The organism is Maribacter algicola, from assembly GCF_003933245.1.
GTDB classification, from domain to species: Bacteria; Bacteroidota; Bacteroidia; order Flavobacteriales; family Flavobacteriaceae; genus Maribacter; species Maribacter algicola.
Genome location: NZ_QUSX01000002.1, coordinates 555,640 through 576,682 on the forward strand (window position 1 = coordinate 555,640; position 21,043 = coordinate 576,682).

The window sequence follows — 21,043 nt, forward strand, 5'->3', positions numbered from 1 at the left end:
TTTCAATTATAGAGACATGAAAAAATTAGTAGTATTATTTGCCTTGTATGTATTTTGTACAAATCCAGTTTTTAGTCAGCAAGACTATGAAGTTAAGGTCATAACAAGTGTAGAATCTATTGTTTCCAGCGGATTGGGCCGATCACGTATGCTTTCTTCCAACGATGATAGGGACTACAAAGAATTCACTTCTGAGCAAACAGAAGACGACAATACCCGGAATACCTCAAAGAGAAAGGACATTAGGGTCAAAAACTTTGAGGAAACGAAACTGTTGAACTTTTACAATTTGGGCGGAATACGCTTTCAAAATATTGTAGCGAACGATGCCTTGATTTCATCAAAACTGACGGACATGCTTACTGAAGGTTGGGATCTGGTATTCGTAACCAGTGCCGTGGAAAGTGACGCAGGCAGAAATGACGATAATGGGATTTTTATAACCCGATATATTTTTAAAAGAAAACTGGACTGAAAAACCCTTTAAATCTTTATTAGTGATGAAACATACCAACGTATTATTGGCAGGCGCTACGGGCTATTTGGGTGGTTTCTTTTTGAAAGTCCTCATTGAAAGGAAAAATCAAGTCGTAGCCATTGTGCGCAATCCCGATAGCTTGCAAAATGACCATGAGAATTATTTGGAAATAAAGCAGGCCCAAGTAACACGACCTGAAACCTTACGGGATATCTGTAAGGGCATTCACACTGTTATTTCTACCGTGGGCATCACCAGGCAGAAAGACGGTCTTACCTACATGAATGTAGATTATCAGGCCAATATGAATTTGTTGGAAGAAGCTAAAAAGGCGGGTGTAAAGCACTTTGTGTATGTGTCCGCCATTAACGGAGACAAAAACCGCCATCTAAAAATCCTTGAAGCCAAGGAAAAGTTTGTGGATACTTTGAAAGCTTCGGGATTGCATTATACCATCGTACGGCCGAATGGTTTTTTCTCGGATATGAAGGATTTTTTAGAAATGGCGAAATCGGGACGTGTTTATTTGTTCGGTTCTGGCCATCAAAAATTCAATCCTATCCATGGCGATGACCTGGCAAGGGCCATTTTAGCTACCTTGGATGATAGTAACAAAGAACTGACTATTGGAGGTCCGGATGTTTTAAGCTTGAATGAAATAAGTGAACTTGCACTAAAAACCTTGAACAAGCCCGTTAAAATGGTGCATTTGCCGGATTGGTCCAGAAAACTGACCATTTGGTTTTTGCGAACTTTTACCAGTGTCAAAACCTATGGACCCATCGAATTTTTTCTCACCTTAATGGCAGAGGATTGTATTGCCCCCTGTTTTGGGACCCATCATTTGGAGGATTTTTACAAGGAAGTAGTTCAAAACAATATCGAACCAAAATGAAAAAAATAAACATTTTTGGAAGAACTGCGCTGGGTATTGTAATGGCCTACGTTCTATTTCACATACTGATTTTATTGCAACTCATCCCATCCCATGTGGTTTGGGGAGGAAAAATAATGGAACCCAAAACGATCCTAATTTTAGAATGGGTAGCACTTTTGGTTATGCTGTTTTTAGGCAGTTTGATTTTAATGAAAGCCAAAGTAATTCGCTGGAAATGGCAAGAGAAAACCCTAAATAGATGGTTATTGGTGTTTTCCGTATATTTTGTGCTCAATACCCTTGGTAATTTACTGGCGGAAACTATTTTTGAAAAAGCGCAAGCCCTGCTTACCCTTATTTTAGCGCTAAGTTTATTTAAAATGGCCAAACGTTATCCATGAAAGCTCCTGACCTAAATACCCGCTTCCCCTTACCAAACTACGATATGCTTTGTTTTCTGAAAAACATTGTTACAAATCCGAATATCATTGTTGGGGATTATACCTATTACGATGATTTTGAAGATGTTGCCAACTTTGAAAAAAACGTAAAATACCATTTTGATTTTATTGGGGACAAGCTCATCATTGGGAAGTTCTGTATGATCGCCTCCGGTGCTACGTTTATTATGAACGGGGGCAATCATTTAACAGAAGCTACATCGGCATATCCTTTTGCCATTTTTGGGGGTGCATGGCAAAACGCCATGGAGGGCAAAGACTATCCTACAAAAGGGGATACCATTATCGGCAATGATGTTTGGATAGGTCACGGGGCAACGATCATGCCGGGAGTGCATATTGGCGATGGAGCAATCATTGCCACAAAGGCGGTGGTTACAAAAAATGTAGCGCCTTACACCATTGTGGGTGGTAATCCTGCAAAACCAATTAAAAAACGCTTCTCCGAGGCTACCATTTCCAGGTTGTTGGAACTACAATGGTGGAATTGGGATATAGAAAAAATCACCCAAAATCTAGGGAAACTCACCAGTAATCCAGAAGCGTTGTTTTAAAAACTTACATGGTATGTTCCAGACGGCTTAACACTGAAAATGTTAAGCCTTTTTTTGTGCATCTAATTTTTCTTTTCCCGATACAAAAACCTAAAAAAAGAAGGGAAAACAAAAAGGTTTGGAATCATAATTCAGGACGATACGCCTTCCCATGTACAGTTTCTTTGCCTCATCAATTCATTACAAATCAAAAACGAAAATTAAAAACACATTACAATGAAAAAACTATTCATCATCGGTCTGACACTTTGTACGTTAAGTGTTTTTGCTCAAAGTAACAAGGAGTCTATATTGAGTAATGATTCCGATTATACCTACAGGGTGAGCTTTCCTGCCATCATACTAGGTAATATTGGTAAAGGAGGCGAAAGAACCAATACACAACATATTGAGCTTCATGTGAAGCGCGAATTGGATTCCAAAAACATCATCGGTGTAAAATTCGCTACTTGGAGATTGTTTCAGCCCATGGGCATACAGTGGTGGGATGGACTATTGGATAAAATAGATTCCGAAAGTGAATTCTATCCCGGCTACCTACGTGAAACGGGTATTGGGATTTCATACCAACGCATGCTCTGGAAAGGATTGTTCGCTACGGTAGAAGTGCTACCGCAATACAAAACCTATCTAGACCTGAACAATGAAAAAATAGCCAACGGATTCAAGCTCTACACGTCTTACCATTTGGGTTATCATATTGCTTTCGGAAAAAAGAAGCGCCTTTTTATTGAGCCCCAGGTCCATTTTCAAAATTGGATGTTCGATACCAATACCCCGGACGCCTTTAAACAATTGGACAATAAATGGAAATCCTATTTCCTGTTTGAACCGAATCTGTACGTTGGAATCAAATTTTAAAGACAATCCCAAAGTGATACAGTCCTCTATGGGGCATCAAGTAAGACTTTGGATTATAGTGACTTAACGAACATTTTTTTAGCTATAACATCATGAAATATCTATTAGCAGTAATTTGTATTGCGCTATCCGCTACTTTATTCGCGAAGAGTCCTAGGCTGGATTCAACACGTGTGGATACCACCCAATTTGTGAAAATTGGGGGCAGTAAGCAATTCATCAGTATAAAAGGGAATAAAAGCAAGCCCCTTATGCTGTATTTACATGGTGGACCTGGAGCGGCGAGCTCATCCCACAGGGAACAAATCACCCATATTCTGGAAGAACATTTCTTGGTGGTCCATTGGGACCAAAGAGGGTCAGGAAAATCGACGCTCGGTAATTTAAAAGCGCCCACCCTTTCGATTATGATACAAGATGCCGAGGACATCTTGGAATATCTATTGGAAACGTTTCAAAAAGACAAAATGATAGTGGTAGCCAATTCTTGGGGAACCGTTTTAGGGTTCCATTTGGCATCAAAATATCCAAATAAAATAACCTCATTGGTGGCCATTAGTCCCGTAATAGATAATCAAAAAAGTCAAAACGCGACCCAAGCCAAACTGATAAAACACTACAGGGCACGGAACAATAAGGAGGCCATTGGGCAACTTAAAGCTGTACATATACCTTATGAAAATGTTGAGGATATGGCAGTTCAATTTAAATGGATCAGTGATTTCAAGGGAACTCCCATTCCAGAAAATGAATTTGGTCAATACATGAAATTCTTTAAAGAATGGGAGCCACAATGGATGCCCCTTTATAAAGAACTGTATAGCATTAAGGCATTAAAGCATCGAACCCTTTTTAAAATTCCCGTATATGTATTCATAGGGGAGGATGATCTGACCACCGGTTTTGAACTCACCCAAAAATTTTATAAAAAACTAGAAGCACCCAAAAAGCAACTTTTTCGGCTGAAAAATGTGGGTCATCAAATACCGATGTACAAATCGGTAGAAATGCAAAACTTGATATATAATGTTATGGCGAAGGCCAACAAGTAATCAATCCAAAGTAAAAGGAATAGTTAGGTTTCAAATTATAATTCAAGACGATTTGCTTGAATAGGTACCCCAACTTTGTAACATCATTTTAAAACAATCAAAAAACGAACAATCATGAAAACAAAGATTCACGAATACCTATTAAAATTAAATAACAAAGGCATGAGTAAAACAATCAAAAAACAAATGGTATTAAAAATGGCTTTTATCGCCTTTGCATTATTATCAACTACAACATACGCGCAAAACACAAATTCTGAAACAACAACACAAAGGGATGGTTTCATCTTCGAATTCGTAGCAGGTGGAGGCATAATCGGTATAGAAGATAGTGCTGGTAATCAAACGTTTGACAAAGCTCAGGGGACGGTTGTTTTTCCAGATTTAAAGTTCGGCCACATGTTGAACGATAATCTGGCCATTACGGTCTCTTTACCAGGAAACATATACGAATTTCAGGACAATGACAGGCATTTTGGAGGCATTATACCGTCCCTGCAATATTGGGTAAAAGACCGATGGTGGATTCATGGAGGTTTAGGCTTGGCCATAGATTCACCGGCACTCTATGACATTAAGGACAACGAAAATGATGATTGGAATTTTGGATGTGCCGTGATGGCCAGCACGGGCTATGAAATCTACAAAAAGAATAATTTTGCGCTGAACGTTCAGTCCAAACTAGTGATGGGCAGGGCATTTTTAGCAGGAGATGCACATAGGGACGCAGTAAGCCTTAACATCGGGTTAGGGTTCAGTTGGTTCTAATAAAGGACTATTTTAAATGAAGTATCTTACATAAAGAAAGCAATTAAATGAAAAATAAGGTAATACGGACCATAGTGCTCTTTGTTTCCATATGGACTTTTGGTCAGCAAACCGCACCTCAAAAGATTGCGGAATTATTTTCGACCGAATTGGAAAAGGAACCTATCAAAAGTGCTCTTCTGCACGTCTATTCCAAATCCAGAGGGATTGATGTTCAGTTGGCGGAAAGTACGAGGGATTCTGGAAATGCTATAACGATCAATAATCCATTTTACACGGCCAGTATTACCAAAATGTTCACCGCTACCGCCGTAGGCATGTTAAAGGACCAAAAGAAGCTGAATTTTGAGGATAAGATTGCCCAATACCTGCCAAAATCACTGGTTGAAAAGCTGCACGTATTGGATGGAAAGGACTACTCAAAAGACATTACCATCGCCCATCTTTTACAACATACATCGGGGCTGCCGGATTATTTTACGGATAAAACCGTAGATGGTAGTCCCAAGATCATCAATCAATTGTTGATGGATACGGATAAGTCGTGGTCACCCGAGGAAATGATTCGTTTTAGCAAAGAAAAGATGAAACCTCATTTTGTACCGGGTGATGGCTATCAGTACACAGATACGGAATATGTGCTGTTGGCATTGTTGGTAGAAAAGGTAAGCGGCCTTTCCTTGGATGAGTTTTTTAAACAGCATATTTTTCAGCCCTTGGGGATGGGGTCTTCCTATATCAATTTAAAATCATCATCGCTGAAGAATGAACGGCCCATCGCTAAGTTTTATGTAGGCGAAACGGAATTATCATCCTATAAAAGTTTAAGTGCCGATTGGGGTGGGGGAGGTTTGGTATCCACAACCCAAGACCTGATCACCTTTCTTGAAGCCTATAACACGAATAAACTGGTAAAAAAGAATACATGCCAGGAGATGCAACAATGGGTCAATGAAACGGTTGGCATGGAATACGGTTATGGGATACGAAAGGTATCTTTCAAAAATCTTTTTGATGATGACACAAACTTGGAAGTAATGGGGCATACCGGTAGTACTGCATCGTTTTTATGGTATTGTCCCCAATTGGATACCTATATAGCTGGGACCTTGAACCAACTGGAAGCGTCCAAAGGCACCCTGAATTTGGTTTACGCTATTCTTAAGATATTAGAAAACCAGCAATAGAAGCTTTTATATTCAATCAATTTTTAGGGCGAAAAAATCTCTCCTTAGTTGAATTTCCCTCAGGGAATAATGGCCAAATTCTTTTTATATGATTTAATTATTTAAAAATCAACCGTATGAAATGGCAAGGTAGGCGTCAAATTCAAATGTCGGTGACCAAAAAGGTCGGTCCAGTTACGATAAGGGTTTTGGTGGATTTAGTCCGAATTTGCTCGGTCCGATAATTAGACTTATTCTCTAAGGTAGGTTTGATCATTGTTGGGCTGTTCCTTGTATTTTCATTTGTTACGGGAAATAATCCGTTGACCCTGATCAGTAATTTACTTAGTGTTGGGGTAACGCAATCCGCTCCTTCAGGGAATTATGAAGGTACTACCGAAGAAAATAAACTGGCGGACTTAAGTGCGGTTGTTCTCACCAGTACTGAAGATGTTTGGAACAACACCTTGGGAAATTACAGGGCATCAACCTTGGTGTTATTTTCGGGATATGTATCCTCCGCCCCTGGTTCCGTATCCAGTGCCAACGGTCCGTTTTACCGTCCAGGGGATGAAAAGTTATACCTAGACCTTAGTTTTTTTGAGGAAATGGAACGCCAATTGAACGCTCCTGGTGATTTCGCGCAAGCTTACGTCATTGCCCACGAAGTAGGACGCCATATTCAGAAGTTAACGGGGATTAGCGATAAAATTGATAGACTCAGAGGTCAATTAAGCAAGACCGAGTTCAATAAATATTCCGTCCCCTTGGAGTTACAGGCCGATTTTCTGGCCGGGGTGTGGGCCAATCGTTCTAAACAGCTGATGGAGAGCGGTGACCTTCAAGAAGCCTTGAATGCAGCGCATGCCATTGAGGATGACCGTCTACAAAAGCAATCTTCGGGTAGGGTAGTACCCGATTCCTTTACCCATGGCACTTCTGAACAACATATGCGCTGGTTTAAAAAAGGCTATGAAACCGGGGATATTTCCCAAGGGGATATCTTTAGCGCAGAGTCACTTTAGCGCATTCTTTTTATAAATTAAAGCCTCCCCTTGAGCTACCTATGCCAATTGGAGTCAAGGTAAGCTGAAGGATAGGAGAGGAGTAGCATTTCTATGTAACGCAATAGTATGGAAGCGACCATACTGTGTTAAAACCGTGTCAAAAGGATTGATAATCATGGATATGGGTAGGTAATCGATTACCTTCTGCAATATTTTTAAATAACCAGAAATGGTACGTTTAAAAAGTGATCCATATCCATTTACTAATTCGAAAATGACACTATGAAACCCTTGAAAACCAGAATCAGCCTTTTACTTTTATTATTACCGATGGTGTTGTTGAACGCACAAGGGGAATTAAAATCGGTTGAGGGTTACTCGCCAAACATTGGTAGCATGGTCTATATGCTGGAAGACCTAAAAGACCGTATTACCGAACAGGTAAAGGACTTGGATCAAACCCAAACCGATTTCCGATATGATGCCCAAGCGAACAGTATTGGGGCCTTGATCATGCATTTGATTTCGACGGAATCCTATTATCAAGTAGCAACCTTGGAGGGTAGGGAATGGACGGAAGCGGAGCTTGCAAGCCTTGGTATTGCGGGTGAATTGAATGCAATAAACTGCGTGTGGAATGGTAAATAACTATGAAGTTAATATTTCCAGAGAAATATATTCAATTGGAAAAACACTACATTAGAAAACCATTTTTCCATAATGTATAAATCAAAATATAATCCAAACTTTCCAGCAAAACGAATTACAACCTCTCAAGAATGGGAGGATCTGGTGCTAGCAGATCATCTACTGAACGGGCTTGAAGAGATTAAGGCATACACCCAATATGGGAAGCTATTAAAAAATGACCATCAATTTGGTAAAAAAATAAAACCTGGCTTTAAGGTCTTGTTCACCGGCCCACCAGGCACAGGCAAAACCCTTACTGCTACACTACTCGGGAAATCCTGCGGTATGGACGTTTACCGAGTCGACCTTTCCATGGTGGTCTCCAAATACATTGGCGAAACCGAAAAAAACCTATCCAAAGTGTTCTACCTTGCCGAAAACAAGGATTGGATCCTTTTCTTTGATGAGGCCCATGCACTCTTCGGCAAACGAAGTAATTCTGCAGACTCCCATGATCGCTATGCCAATCAGGTAGTATCCTTTTTATTGAAGCGAATGGAGGATTTTCATGGTCTAGTGATACTCTGTTCCAATTTTAAAAAGAACATTGACGAGGCTTTTTTTAGAAGATTCCAATTAGTTCTTGATTTTGAGGTTCCCAATGCCCACCAAAGATATATGTTATGGCAAAAATCAAAAACCAAAGAATTTGAATACGAAGAAGCCGTTGATATAGATTTTTTGGCAGAAGAATACGAACTTACCGCTGCCTCTATAATCAATATTCTTCATTATAGCATTTTAAAATGCCTCGGCAGAAACGATACGATTATAAAATTAAAAGATATTGAAGCAGGATTGAAAATTGAAAAAATTAAAGAAGGTAAAAGTATTTTCTAATTTTTATTTGAGCAATTCAGGTCAAGTTCTTCCTTTAATCGCTCATCACCTATTCTAAAACAAGCATTTTTAGAGGAATTAAATTCCATCCAAAACGTCAAATCAAAATTGCCGTTACCGAGTTAATGGAGTTTTTGATTATTTGATATAAAAAATCTATTAATTTCTTTACAAGGTTAAAATATAGTTAATAAAATAGTTAAAATTGTTAACATCTATTTAAATCGCAATACCCCAATCATCCTATTTAATTTCTAAATTCAAAAAGATATAGATTGGAGGCTTCGATAACATATTTTTGGCAGAACGCTTGACAGTATCCAATGCTCATTTGTATCGATAATTAAGGTTTTAATGATACATACAGCATTAGAGTATATTAAGAACATCCTAAACGAACGATTCAATAATAAGCAAAGTTCAAAAGACTTAGTTGACCTTTCAAATATTTTCAATATGGATGGTTCTCTGGCGAAAAAAACCGACGATAAAATAGTTTTTTTCCTTCTTGGGCTAAATGAAGAGAGAGTCCTGAAAAATACTCAAAACCGCACTATTGCTGCTGGCCAAAGTTCTTTGACTAAAAAACAGGCACCGTTGTATTTGAATTTTCAAATTATGTTCTGTGCAAATTTTAGTGAAGGGAATTACGTAGAGGGCTTAAACTATCTCTCAAATATCATTCGCTTTTTTCATACATACCCCAAAATAAATCCTCCAGCGCAAAAGGGGAAAGAGGATTCAATAGGCAAATTAACATTTGAACTTTGCAATTTGGATTACAGTGAATTAAGCAATGTCTGGTCCGCTGTTGGGGGCAAATTAATGCCTTCATTGATTTATAAAGTCGGAATGTTAGTATTTGAAGACACAGGTAGGACTGGTGAAACCCCGTCTATTCAAAGTACTGAAAGTATACTGTAGCATAGGTTTGGATAACATAGAGAACAACGTTTTCCACGCCTTACCCTACTAACAAATAAATTTGAAGTAATTCAAAATATGGGACAATCTTATTTATACCTTTTGTCACTAGAGTTCAGGCATAGTTATTTTAAGGACGGCATGTTTAAAAAACTACATTGTTCTTTCGATTCTGAAACGCAACACTTAATCAAAAACTTGGGCCTTATAATAAAGCCCTATCCCGGAGGAGTTCATTTTTTGACCCAAGATCCAGAATTGCTTTTTTCATCACCTGAAAGTAAATCGTTGAGGATATTCCTAGAATGCAATGACCCCTTATATATCAATTATTCATCGCTGCCCGAATATAGTCCAACGCATACCGTTTTATATTTCAACAATCTTAACCCCGTACAGAATACTGACAATTCAACATTCCTTCTTCATGCAGAAAAGAACGTAGGAAAAAAAAATGTCTTTAGAATAAGTGGGGGTAAAATAGTCTTCAAAACCTACAAAGAGGGAGGCAGATATCATTTTGAGGATTCTTTGGGAAACGATATTTCAAATCTTTTAGAAATAAAGCAGATTGGTAGCGATTGGCACCTATTATCCGGCCAATATAATGGGGCCATCCATATAATGGCAAATGGGGAGGAAAGTGAGCGAATTTACGCCAACCCTAAACCTGTTTGGAGAAAACCCTTGGCCATTGTGGAGCTTTATCTGCCCACATTGTACAAAAATTTCAAACAAGAGGAAAAATTGGAGTATCTCTTGAACTTTCATACAGTTAAAACAAAATGGAAATATATTATTGTTAGCCCATTGTATAAAGACCTAAAAAGTCCCACTATTTTAAATGGAAAAAAAACTACGGTTTTTGAGTCTTTACCAAAAAAAGATAATGATGAAAAAGGGTACCATACATTTCAATCCATAGATGAACTGCCTCTTTTAGAGTATTCAGAAGACTACTTCTCCCTAGTCAGTGTGGATCATTCCGGGGCCATTATCAAAGCTTTACCTAGGGCGTCACCTGAACAACTTGTCTATGATGACGACAAAAAAACCATGTATTCACACATTTTTATATAAACAACTAATTATTAATTATTATCGCTAAGAATTATAAAACGCCGGGAGTGTATATCGAAGAGTTAAATGCTTTTCCAGGTACAGTAGTGGAAGTCGCTACGGCTGTACCTGCTTTTATAGGATACACTGAAAAGGCATCGGACAATGGTAAATCCTTATTGAACCGACCCGTTCGAATTAACACGATGCAGGAATTCCACGAACGTTTTGGCATGGCATTCAGTCCAAAATTCAAACTGACCAGGACGACTGACAAACTTACCGATAGTTCTCCCCCGCACCACATGAATATTGGTCAGAATCAAAATTTGACCATTGAATTTGAAACGGATAACCATGATCTTATTTTCTATAATAGTTTAAGACTTTTTTATTTAAATGGAGGAAGTGCCTGTTACATTGTTTCCGTGGGATTGTTTGACGCGAATGATGGGGTCAAAATTGACGGTAGTGAACTGGTATCTGGCTTGGAACCGCTCAGAAAGGAACAGGAACCCACCATGATCATAATTCCGGAAGCGGTAAAATTGGGCGAGAAATGTTATGATCTATACAAACAAGCACTCAAGCACTGTTCTGATATGCAAAGCCGATTTGCAATTGTTGACGTTTTTGATGGGGACTGGTCAGAATTTAAGGGAGGGGATAATCCAAAAGTCCAAGTTTTTAGGGAGAAAATTGGCAGTGAATTTCTTGATTATGCAGCCGCCTATTATCCTTGGCTGCATACTAACATCGTTAGTGACAGGGAGGTAACCTTTATGAATTTTGGTAAAACTGCTGGAGAGGCATTAAACAAATTGAAAGAGTTAATGCCTGATGAAGAAAAGACAGCACTTGACATTATTGAGACCTACCCCAAAGAAGATTCTGAAATACAGACGAAATTCAACGAGCAAAAATCCGAGGACGAAAAAGCAGAATTTGAAAAACTGGACGAGAAGAGCAAAAAAAAACATCTGGAGAAGTACACAAAAAAACTACAGAACAACTTACATCTAGGTCTCTGGGAAACAAGCCCAACGTACAAAAACATTCTTTCCAAACTTAGGGAAGTACTAAACTTACTTCCTCCATCCGCAGCCCTGGCTGGCGTTTATACGAAGGTAGACCAGAACAGGGGCGTATGGAAATCACCTGCCAATATAAGCCTTAACGGGGTAATAAAACCATCCACGACCATTTCCCATGAGGACCAGGAACTGTTGAATGTGGATGCCATTGGTGGCAAATCCATCAATGCCATTAGAACCTTTCCCGGTCTAGGCACCTTGGTTTGGGGTGGAAGAACGTTGGACGGCAATAGTTTGGACTGGCGGTACATTAATGTAAGACGTACCATGATCATGCTGGAACAATCCATAAAACTGGCATTAAGAGCTTATGTATTTGAGCCAAACGATGCCAATACCTGGGTGACGGTCAAGAGCATGATCACCAACTTTTTGACGGATAAATGGAAACAGGGCGCTTTGGCAGGGGCTTCCCCAGAAGATGCCTTTGAAGTGCAGATTGGCCTTGGTACGACCATGACAAGCGTAGATATCCTGGAAGGCAGGATGTTGATCACCATAAAACTTGCCATAGTTGGACCGGCAGAATTCATCGTGGTCACCTTTAAACAGCAAATGCAAAAATCATAAAAAAAATATTTAAAATCCTATAAAATCAAATCATTATGGCAGGAGAAGCACAAGACAAAAACTGGCCACTACCTAAGTTCTACTTTATGGTAGATTGGGGAAGCACCACCAACATCCCCTTTCAAGAAGTCAACGGCCTGGATATTGAGGCACAGCCCATTAATTATAGACATGGCAACAGCCCTATTTTTTCGGAAATCAGGATGCCCGGACTCGTAAAAAATAGCAACGTTACCTTGAAAAAAGGGGTGTTTGCAAAGGACAATACCTTTTGGGATTGGTACGACAAAATAAAAATGAATACCATAGAACGTCAAAACGTAGTAATCAAATTGTTGGACGAAGGTGGCAACACTACCATGACATGGACATTGAGCAATGCATGGCCAACAAAAATAAGTTCGACAGAATTAAAATCCGATGGTAGTGAGGTCGCGATTGAAAGCATAGAAATCGCCCATGAAGGATTAACAATTGCTAACGGATAAAAACCAATGGCAGAAATTCTACAACAAACAGACAGTATAATAGATTTCGATATTCTAATTAATGGCAAGAAGATAAAAGATACGGTAAAGGTTCAAGAAATATCAATTGACATGGAAGTCAATAGAATTACTTCAGCTACAATTATTGTTCAAGATGGAGGGGCAATTGGTGTTGTTGACCAGCCCTTTACAAATAGTGAGGGCGCAGACTTTATTCCTGGCACTGAGATTGAAATATCACTTGGTAATATTGACAAAACAGAAAAAGTTTTTAAAGGCATTATTGTTTCGCAACGACTCAAAGTTAAAGGAGATAAATCTCAACTTACCGTGAAATGCAAAGACAAGGCGGTAAGTATGTCTAAAGGTCGTTACAATGCCATTTTTCAAAATAAAAAAGATTCGGATGCCATTAAAGATATTATTTCTAAATATGGATTAGATTTTGAAATGGATGCTACATCGCAAGAGCATCCGGTATTAATGCAATACAACTGCTCAGATTGGGACTACCTTTTAAATAGAGCCGAAGCCAATAATATGCTTGTTAACACCTATCAAAACAAGCTTTATATTATAAAAAATGACTTTAATGGTCCAGCTAAATTTGAAATTAAATCATCGCAAATAGTAATTGATATTGACCTTAGTCTAGAATCTGAGAATATACCAACAGAATATAATATGGCTTCATGGAATCCGGACACGCAAGAAATTGTTTCAACCTCATTAAGAGTTAACGATTCTTTGGGTCAAGGCAATTTAAGCGCTACAGAATTATCAGAAAACTTGTCTAAATCTTCTCATATTTATTCATCAAATTTTATTGAAAAAGAAGAAATGAAAACATGGCTGGAGTCGCGAGCAGATGCGGCTGTACTACAAAAAATTCAAGGTAAAATTACTATTCCAGGAAGCAACAGGATTATTGCTGGCGATATAATCATACTTTCAGAATTTAGTACCCGATTTAACGGAAAAGCCTTTATTTCAAAAGTAACCCATAGCTTACAAAATGGAGTGTGGGTTACTGAACTTACTGTTGGAAAATCAGCGAAATCACATGCATCTTTTCCTGATGTTGAAGATATGGGAGCTTCAGGATTAATACCAGCCTTAAAAGGGACACAGATTGCTATAGTTAAACAAATAATTGAAGATCCAAATAATAATTATCGTGTCTTAGTGACCTTGCCAGCATTTACAGGAACTGGCCAAGAGGAGGGTATCTGGGCGAGAATGGCATTTCCTTATGCTTCCGCTGACGCCGGTTTTTTTTTCTTTCCTGAGATAGATGACGAAGTATTGGTACATTTTATAAACAACGACCCCCGTTTTCCCGTAATAACTGGGTCGCTCTATAGTACAAAGAACAAACCCAAGGAAACACCGGATGACAAGAACCAGTTCAAGGCCATTCATTCCAAATCGGGAATCAGCATTAGGTTTGATGACGATGAAAAAGTATTGGTATTCGAGACACCGGACGGAAACTCATGTACCTTGAACGATAAGGAAAAGAGTATCACCTTAAAAGACCTCTCCGGAAACAGCATAACCCTGAACGATGGTGGGATTCTAATAGATAGCATCAAGGATGTTAAGCTTGGTGCCCAAGGGGATGTTCAAATTTCCGCTACCGGTTCAATAGATCTTAAAGCCAATGGAGATGTTAAAAGCGATGGTACCAATATCCAGTTCAACGCAAAATCTGGTTTTACCGCCAAAGGCAATGCATCCGCGGAAATTTCCGCCTCTGGGCAGACTACCGTTAAAGGCGCAATGGTCATGATAAATTAACTAAAAAAACAATATATGCCACCAGCAGCAAGAATAACAGATATGCACGTTTGCCCTATGGTCACTCCAGGCCTGCCACCCATTCCACATGTTGGTGGACCCCTAATTGGCCCCGGGGTTCCTACCGTTCTGATTGGCAATATGCCGGCAGCGGTATTGGGAGACAATGCGACCTGTGTTGGGCCTCCAGACTCGATTGTCAAAGGATCAGGAACCGTAATGATCGGGGGGAAACCAGCTGCCAGAATGGGCGATACAACGGCCCATGGTGGAAGCATCGTACTTGGGTGTCCAACGGTGATGATAGGAGGATAGGCAAATGGAACTTAAAACTAAACCTATCGCCGCAGATGGAAAATGGCACAATGTTTTTGAAAACTCATTGACAGGATTAAAAGCATTTGAAATAATGGCATCGGCCAAAAGCGAATTACGGGATGGTAGATATTGTTTACTTCACGCTGTTGCAATAAGTACATTTGGCAATTCACGATCTAATATTTCGAAGACCTGTGCATACTATGGAAGATGGTGGAATAAAATTAGTATAAGATGGGAATCAAGGGAAAATGCAATAGAAACACCTGAAAACGAAAAATGGTGGCATAACTTGCCTTTGGTTAGGGGCCAAGTCAAAGGCAAAAAAAATCCGTTCGAGTACAATCTGCAAATAAAGACAGTAAGTTATTATGGGGATAACAAATTTATAAATGTCGCGATTTCCGTGCTCTATGATGAAAATCCTTAAACTGATAATACGATGCCAAATTATATGCTTTAAAAATCTGACGAAAAGGTTCTGAAAAATTTACTGGCAGACAGTTTCTCATAAATTGCATATTTCAATATAGCTAAAAGGTTTTGCTTTTTTTGGCGCTTGCCAAGCGGCTGGGAATTGCGTATAAAATAAAAAGCCTGAGCATTTTGATTTTATGAAAGCAATAAGCTGTTGGCCGAGCGGTTATTTTACATAACCCGTGCCAAAAGAAATTAGCCAGTGGCTGATTGCTTTTGGCAGCGAGATGTAGCGGTGGACTTTCATTGACAATACAATTTGCCAGCCGCATCAACTTCAAGTATCATGAATAATTATGACTTCCAGATGTTTTCAACATTCTAGTAAAACGGCTTTGACATAATATCGGTGCCGATATAATTCGCTTACGCGAAGTTATATCTAATATTATTTCAAATACGCTGTATGCGCCGTTTTACGACATATACCAATCTGTACTATAATGTACCGCGTTATGTAACTTGAGCTTTGGTAAAAGCGAAAGTTTGTAAAGGACTCCCTGAAAAATTTCTTCTCAAAATCTTCTTTAAAAAAGGTAATGGAACACTTTTTTCACTGCCCGAAGGGTAGGGGAATGGGTGTGGAATGGGGTTAAACGCAAATGCTATAAGATAGACTCTAGTCTTTTGTAAATTTTTACTTGTTAAAATTCAATACCTTGTATTTTGTTAATAGGTATATCTTTTGGCCTTTTAATACTGATTAGATTTTTAAAAAAATATGCAGGAAACACCTATATCGGATAAGCACATGTCCATTTTAAGGAAAGATTATGCCAACCCTTTTTCCAAGAGATTTGATTTTAAAAAAATTGCTGATGAGATTGGAGAGGACAATAGCGAAAAGGAAGAGGAGGTACTTACATTTATTGTTATCTGTAACCAAACCTTTACAGAGATAAATGAACATTTTTCTCAGGTGTTCTCCGATTTGAACCTAACTAAAAATGAGTTAATAGAATTTTTGTTTAAAGCAATAAATAAGAACTCACTCGATTTAGCTCCAATGATTGTGGAGCAGATGTTTGACAACAAAAAAACTGCATACCATATTGGTGATTTTAATTTTACTAAATTTTTATTTAAGAATGGAAATGAAGGGTCTGTTCAACAGGTGTTTGAATTGGGTGGAGACATTTTAAACGTCTTGTTGTCCGCTGTAAATAATTACAGAATAAATATAGACCAGATTTTCCCTAGAGAAACGATTGGAGAAGAAAAATTAGGCAGGATATTTAGCTATCTATGGAATCCCGCCAATATTCTTTTAAATATGCAATCTGCATATAGAGTTTTAATTTTTGAAAATGGTGAAATAGAAGACAATGATAATTTTGAGTCTTTAAAAATTACAACAGGTAATAAATGGTTAAGAATTCTTAGGCAAACTTCCGAGATTAGGTCTGAAAGTAACTTAAGTGAGTACCTATACCCATTGCTTGAATTATACAAACGAGTTAATCCAAATAAAGTTGGAATTAAGAACTACAAATCAATAAATGGGTTAATCAATTTAACAACCACCAAAAAAAATGAGTCGAATAGTAGGGCACTTGCTGACGCTAGTTTAATGAGTAGGTATTATCATTACCAAACAGAAAAACTAAATTATTACAATGACTTAACCCTAAGTGAAATAAATGAGATATTAATACACATTGTGGACTTTGTGAGTTTTATCTATTTGCAGTCTGTAGAAAAAGGAAACAATAATTCTATTTATGATGCACCTTCTCAAATAAAAAAAAACCATCTAATTGAATACTTGATAGAATGTACAGGTTATGGAAAAGAAGTAATCGATAAAGTCATATTATCACTTTCCTCTAAAAGTAAAGCCCCAAACTTATGGAGAAAACCATTCTATGAAATAGGTGATAATTTATTCTTTTCTATTGTATCACTTAACGCTCCTAATTATTCAATCCTATACGAGGGAATCCTGAATGAAGCAGGATATTTAACAAAGAAGAATGAGCTCTTGTTAATCAAAACCATAGAAGAAGAGCTAGACTCAGAAAAAATAGAATTTAAATTTAATAAAGTCGATTTTGAAGAATTAGGAGAAGACCCCAATGATTATGATAACAATTTAATATACGAATTAAACGATTATTACATTTTTATTCAAACAAAGAGTTTAACTCATCCTTTTGAATCCCATGAAATAGATGCTGCAATTTCTGAAATAGCTGAATCGACTTTTCAAATTTTAGAAAAACTAGAATTCTTATCTAAGAAAGTCATAGACAAACCTATTCTACCTCTCATTCTTTCAAATTATAACACATTTACATCTTTAAGTATCAACAATATAGTAATCATTGATTTGCAATTATTGAAGAATTACTTTATTACGGGCAGCTTTCGGAGGGGTCAAATAAGTTTTGAAAAAGAGATAAGGGTACAACGGGAATATGCTAAAATTGAATATTACAAAGGAGAAAAAGAATTCAATAATAACTTTCTGAATTTTATAGTTAACCCACCTCCATTGTCAACGATATATGAAAGATTATGTTGGAAAGAAAGTGTTATAACACCACCTAAATTCCATCCCAAAATAACAATAGAATCTATTGACCAAATAAGCGCAGATGACACGATTTACAACCACTTGAGTGTTCTAGAGAACGCACTTAACAACAAATATTACTATGACCGTGATAGTAGAACCAAAGAATTATATGATAGTTCTATTTCTTATTCCTTGACAAATGTTTTACATCTTATTGCTTTTGGAGACCATGAATTGTCAAAAACCAAAATTGATTTATATCACATTCTAAAGAAATATAGGATAGAAGGTTTCGGACATATTTTGATTAGTTTAAATGATGCAATTAAGAATATCTCTTATTCGAAAATAAAGAAGGACAAAACATTTAACATAGTAGCATTTGATGAAAAGGATGTCGCGATAAACCTATTTTCAAAAATTTTTGAAGATAACCAATCTTCTAAGCAGATTCGTTTAAATGGCTATGAAATCAGAAAAGGGCTATTCTCCAAGAATGAAGAGAAGCAGTTGGTTTCATTAGCTCTATCAGCGCTTTCGACACTTGGGCCTCATGAAATTAGTGATGACCAATTCGAAGGTTATTTTTTACAACTTGCTATAATTAAAGGGCTTAAAACGAAGTATCAACTAGATTTTGAGTTCTATTCTGCTTGTGATAATTTAATTGACACGCTAAACTTTAATAACAAATATCAGAGAGCAAGAAATTTTGCTGAAGAAATATTAACGATAGCTATTGACGAAAATAACCACCATTTCGGGTGGGGTATTTTATTTAGATGCTTTACATATCAAAGTAGTGTTTTTGAAGCAAGTATTTATGGAGCGTTGTACTTCACATCGTTATCTAGAGTTGGGGTGATGAAGTATTCAATTATTACTGAACTTTTATACAACGCGTTAAAATACTTTAGAAACTTTAGGTTATATGATATGTTGGAAGATATTAATAATGTTATAAGCGAAATCAGGTTAAAAAAATACGATGAACAAAAATTTAAGCTTAGCTATTACTTAAGTTCAATACAGATAATTAAAAATAAGCCGGAAATTTTTAATGAATCATTACATTATTTGGAGGAAAACCTTAAGGATATTATCTCATTTGATGACAAAGGAACTTTGCCTTGGCTTAATTACTTATATAATGTAAAGAGGTATAAAGATGCTGGGTTCGATGAATTTAATAAACCAATTGAAGAATATATTCAAAGATTGGAATCTTCAACGGATTCGGATAAAGTTGAGAAATTAAAATCAAATCATTTTGGTGATAAGGCAAGTAATAAAATAAAATTAATCAATTCCTTAATTGGAGTTTTTGAAACTAATATAGTTGGTGATTTTAAGTTTGAGGTTAAGCACTTAGAAGTACGAATTAATATTCTATTACCAGAAGCGATAAAAGACAATGATATTGACAGCATATTACTTTCAGGGATTGTGATTAATGACAATAGCCTTACCTACAATAATAAATATTACTCAAAAGATGAGGTCGTAAAAATTACTCCAGGGTCAAATAAAGAGTTAGAGAATAAATTAAATAATTATAAAGATTTTATAATCAATTCTATTATCGTTAAGGATAATCAGCTGTTTGTTTGGTTGTTTAATATTCATAAAAGGGTATATGTTTTGACTATTAACAGTAAAAAGGATATTCATTTTAAAGAACTGAGTGAATGGAATTACGACCTAATGAACAAGTGGATAAAATCTAAAGAGAAGTTTTATTTTGACTCCAGTCAGTATTTTGATATTGGTGAACAAGAATCAAAATATTCAGAGATTTTAAATGACCTGAGCTTTTCAAACCTAAAACTCCAAAGTGATTTTGATGAAATCTTGTTTACTAGTAGTATTGAACTTTCCGAATTTCCAACTAATTTAATTGTGAACAATGAAAACTTTATTAGTGTACAAACTTCAATTACAAATGTTATTTCCTTAGAATGGTATATTCAAAAAGGCAACGAAGTTGTTTTAAAAAATGACTTCAGCTCAACAGCTTGGATACCAATAGACGATGGCGACATTCCAATCAATTTAAGCTTTAGCAAATTTCAACCTGTTTTGAAAGAGCATGGTACTGAAATACTTACTTCTCGAAATATCTTAGAACAAATAAAAACTGACGTTAATATCTTTTTAGCACACGGTGAACTTGGTTTTAAAAGTTTTAAAGGTATTTATACTAATCATGATTCTGAAAGTGCAATTCTTTATCCAAAAGAATTATTTGGAAAAGGTGAAATTGCAATTCTTTTCATATGTAATTCAGGGGTTTCTAATGAAGACTTTTTTGCTAACGGAGTTACTTCGCTATGTTACGATATACTGGATTTAGGGTACAAAGCAGTAGTTGCTCCTTTTTGGAGATTGGAAACTACGATTCCATCTTATTGGTATGAAGAATTTATTAAATCTTTTAAAGGAGGTTGTAAGCTATCAAACGCAGTACATTTAGCCAATTTATCATTAGCAGAGTACAAAGAAGGAATTTCAACTGGTTTTGTAGCTCCCGAAGGCAGGTTGGCTATGCATATTTATGGTAATCCAAATATTACAATAGCACAAGGAAAAATTAGTTAGTTGGATTTAGCCCAGGAAAACAGTCTCAAAATTTGCGTGAAAATCGGTAGACGCGGCTGCGAGAAGAAAATGCGGGCCAGTAGGGGAGTGAATTTGTGGTTAACACAAAGAGCCATTGCCCTGGGCTTTGTGTTGGGGCATAAAATGCCCAAATAGCGAAGCTATTGAGACACAAAGGGCGTGTGGAAGCATATTTTCTTCTTGAATTTTTGCTTCTTTTGTTTCAAGACAAAAGAAAAAAGAAATGAACCTAGGCTCAATTTCTATTTGACATAATGTTATAAGTGCTCAAAAAAAAGTTGCAATCAGGGGAGTATGCGAGCAAGTGCTAAGAATTTTGCTCGAAGGGAAAATTTTAGCTTTTGCGACAAGCTAACGAAAAGCCTATGAAATTTTTCTTTTCCAAATTCACAATTAAACCAAAGGTTTCAACAAATACGAAA

18 protein-coding genes and 1 pseudogene are annotated in these 21,043 nt (G+C 37.0%); all 19 read left to right on the forward strand.

Annotated features, from left to right (window positions below; translation table 11 throughout):
* Positions 1–16: 16 nt before the first annotated feature.
* The 19 genes and pseudogenes from DZC72_RS11650 to DZC72_RS11740 all read left to right on the forward strand — a co-directional run bounded on the left by DZC72_RS11650 (position 17) and on the right by DZC72_RS11740 (position 20,600).
* Positions 17–475: a hypothetical protein gene (locus DZC72_RS11650; protein ID WP_125223100.1), complete on the forward strand. Its 459-nt coding sequence runs from the start codon at positions 17–19 to the stop codon at positions 473–475.
* 25 nt (positions 476–500) lie between these two features.
* Positions 501–1,373 (forward strand): SDR family oxidoreductase, encoded by an 873-nt coding sequence (locus DZC72_RS11655; protein ID WP_125223101.1) that lies wholly within the window; start codon positions 501–503, stop codon positions 1,371–1,373.
* On the forward strand, positions 1,370–1,756 hold the full coding sequence (locus tag DZC72_RS11660) for a hypothetical protein (RefSeq protein ID WP_125223102.1): 387 nt from the start codon (positions 1,370–1,372) through the stop codon (positions 1,754–1,756). The genes DZC72_RS11655 and DZC72_RS11660 overlap by 4 nt, the downstream gene beginning before the upstream one ends.
* The gene (locus DZC72_RS11665) at positions 1,753–2,370 is read left to right on the forward strand and encodes a CatB-related O-acetyltransferase (RefSeq protein ID WP_125223103.1); all 618 of its coding nucleotides are present in this window, start codon (positions 1,753–1,755) and stop codon (positions 2,368–2,370) included. The genes DZC72_RS11660 and DZC72_RS11665 overlap by 4 nt, the downstream gene beginning before the upstream one ends.
* A 216-nt stretch (positions 2,371–2,586) precedes the next feature.
* Positions 2,587–3,231: a hypothetical protein gene (locus tag DZC72_RS11670; RefSeq protein WP_125223104.1), complete on the forward strand. Its 645-nt coding sequence runs from the start codon at positions 2,587–2,589 to the stop codon at positions 3,229–3,231.
* 92 nt (positions 3,232–3,323) lie between these two features.
* Positions 3,324–4,283: an alpha/beta fold hydrolase gene (locus tag DZC72_RS11675; protein WP_125223105.1), complete on the forward strand. Its 960-nt coding sequence runs from the start codon at positions 3,324–3,326 to the stop codon at positions 4,281–4,283.
* Positions 4,284–4,445: 162 nt separating this feature from the next.
* A complete protein-coding gene (locus tag DZC72_RS11680; protein ID WP_125223106.1) occupies positions 4,446–5,051 on the forward strand; it encodes a hypothetical protein in 606 nt (201 codons plus the stop codon).
* A 47-nt stretch (positions 5,052–5,098) separates the two neighbouring features.
* Positions 5,099–6,238: a serine hydrolase domain-containing protein gene (locus tag DZC72_RS11685; RefSeq protein ID WP_125223107.1), complete on the forward strand. Its 1,140-nt coding sequence runs from the start codon at positions 5,099–5,101 to the stop codon at positions 6,236–6,238.
* 116 nt (positions 6,239–6,354) lie between these two features.
* Positions 6,355–7,242, forward strand: a pseudogene (ypfJ, locus tag DZC72_RS11690) (KPN_02809 family neutral zinc metallopeptidase).
* A gap of 264 nt (positions 7,243–7,506) precedes the next feature.
* Entirely contained in the window at positions 7,507–7,872 is a 366-nt protein-coding gene (locus DZC72_RS11695; protein WP_125223108.1) for a DUF664 domain-containing protein, read from the forward strand.
* A gap of 72 nt (positions 7,873–7,944) precedes the next feature.
* A complete protein-coding gene (locus tag DZC72_RS11700; protein WP_125223109.1) occupies positions 7,945–8,754 on the forward strand; it encodes an ATP-binding protein in 810 nt (269 codons plus the stop codon).
* Positions 8,755–9,108: 354 nt separating this feature from the next.
* Positions 9,109–9,678 carry a DUF4255 domain-containing protein gene (locus tag DZC72_RS11705; protein WP_125223110.1) on the forward strand — a complete coding sequence of 190 codons (570 nt, stop codon included), beginning with the start codon at positions 9,109–9,111 and terminating at the stop codon, positions 9,676–9,678.
* A 78-nt stretch (positions 9,679–9,756) separates the two neighbouring features.
* On the forward strand, positions 9,757–10,758 hold the full coding sequence (locus tag DZC72_RS11710; protein ID WP_165869313.1) for a hypothetical protein: 1,002 nt from the start codon (positions 9,757–9,759) through the stop codon (positions 10,756–10,758).
* Between the two features lie 47 nt (positions 10,759–10,805).
* Positions 10,806–12,401 (forward strand): phage tail sheath C-terminal domain-containing protein, encoded by a 1,596-nt coding sequence (locus DZC72_RS11715; protein WP_243641722.1) that lies wholly within the window; start codon positions 10,806–10,808, stop codon positions 12,399–12,401.
* A gap of 35 nt (positions 12,402–12,436) precedes the next feature.
* Complete coding sequence (locus DZC72_RS11720; RefSeq protein ID WP_125223113.1) at positions 12,437–12,889, forward strand: phage tail protein; 453 nt, start codon at positions 12,437–12,439, stop codon at positions 12,887–12,889.
* A 6-nt stretch (positions 12,890–12,895) separates the two neighbouring features.
* A complete protein-coding gene (gene vgrG / locus DZC72_RS11725) occupies positions 12,896–14,689 on the forward strand; it encodes a type VI secretion system tip protein VgrG (RefSeq protein ID WP_125223114.1) in 1,794 nt (597 codons plus the stop codon).
* 15 nt (positions 14,690–14,704) lie between these two features.
* Positions 14,705–15,004 (forward strand): PAAR domain-containing protein, encoded by a 300-nt coding sequence (locus DZC72_RS11730; protein ID WP_125223115.1) that lies wholly within the window; start codon positions 14,705–14,707, stop codon positions 15,002–15,004.
* Between the two features lie 4 nt (positions 15,005–15,008).
* Positions 15,009–15,437, forward strand: coding sequence for a hypothetical protein (locus DZC72_RS11735; protein WP_125223116.1), 429 nt, complete (start codon positions 15,009–15,011; stop codon positions 15,435–15,437).
* A gap of 768 nt (positions 15,438–16,205) precedes the next feature.
* Positions 16,206–20,600: a hypothetical protein gene (locus tag DZC72_RS11740; RefSeq protein ID WP_125223117.1), complete on the forward strand. Its 4,395-nt coding sequence runs from the start codon at positions 16,206–16,208 to the stop codon at positions 20,598–20,600.
* Positions 20,601–21,043: the final 443 nt, after the last annotated feature.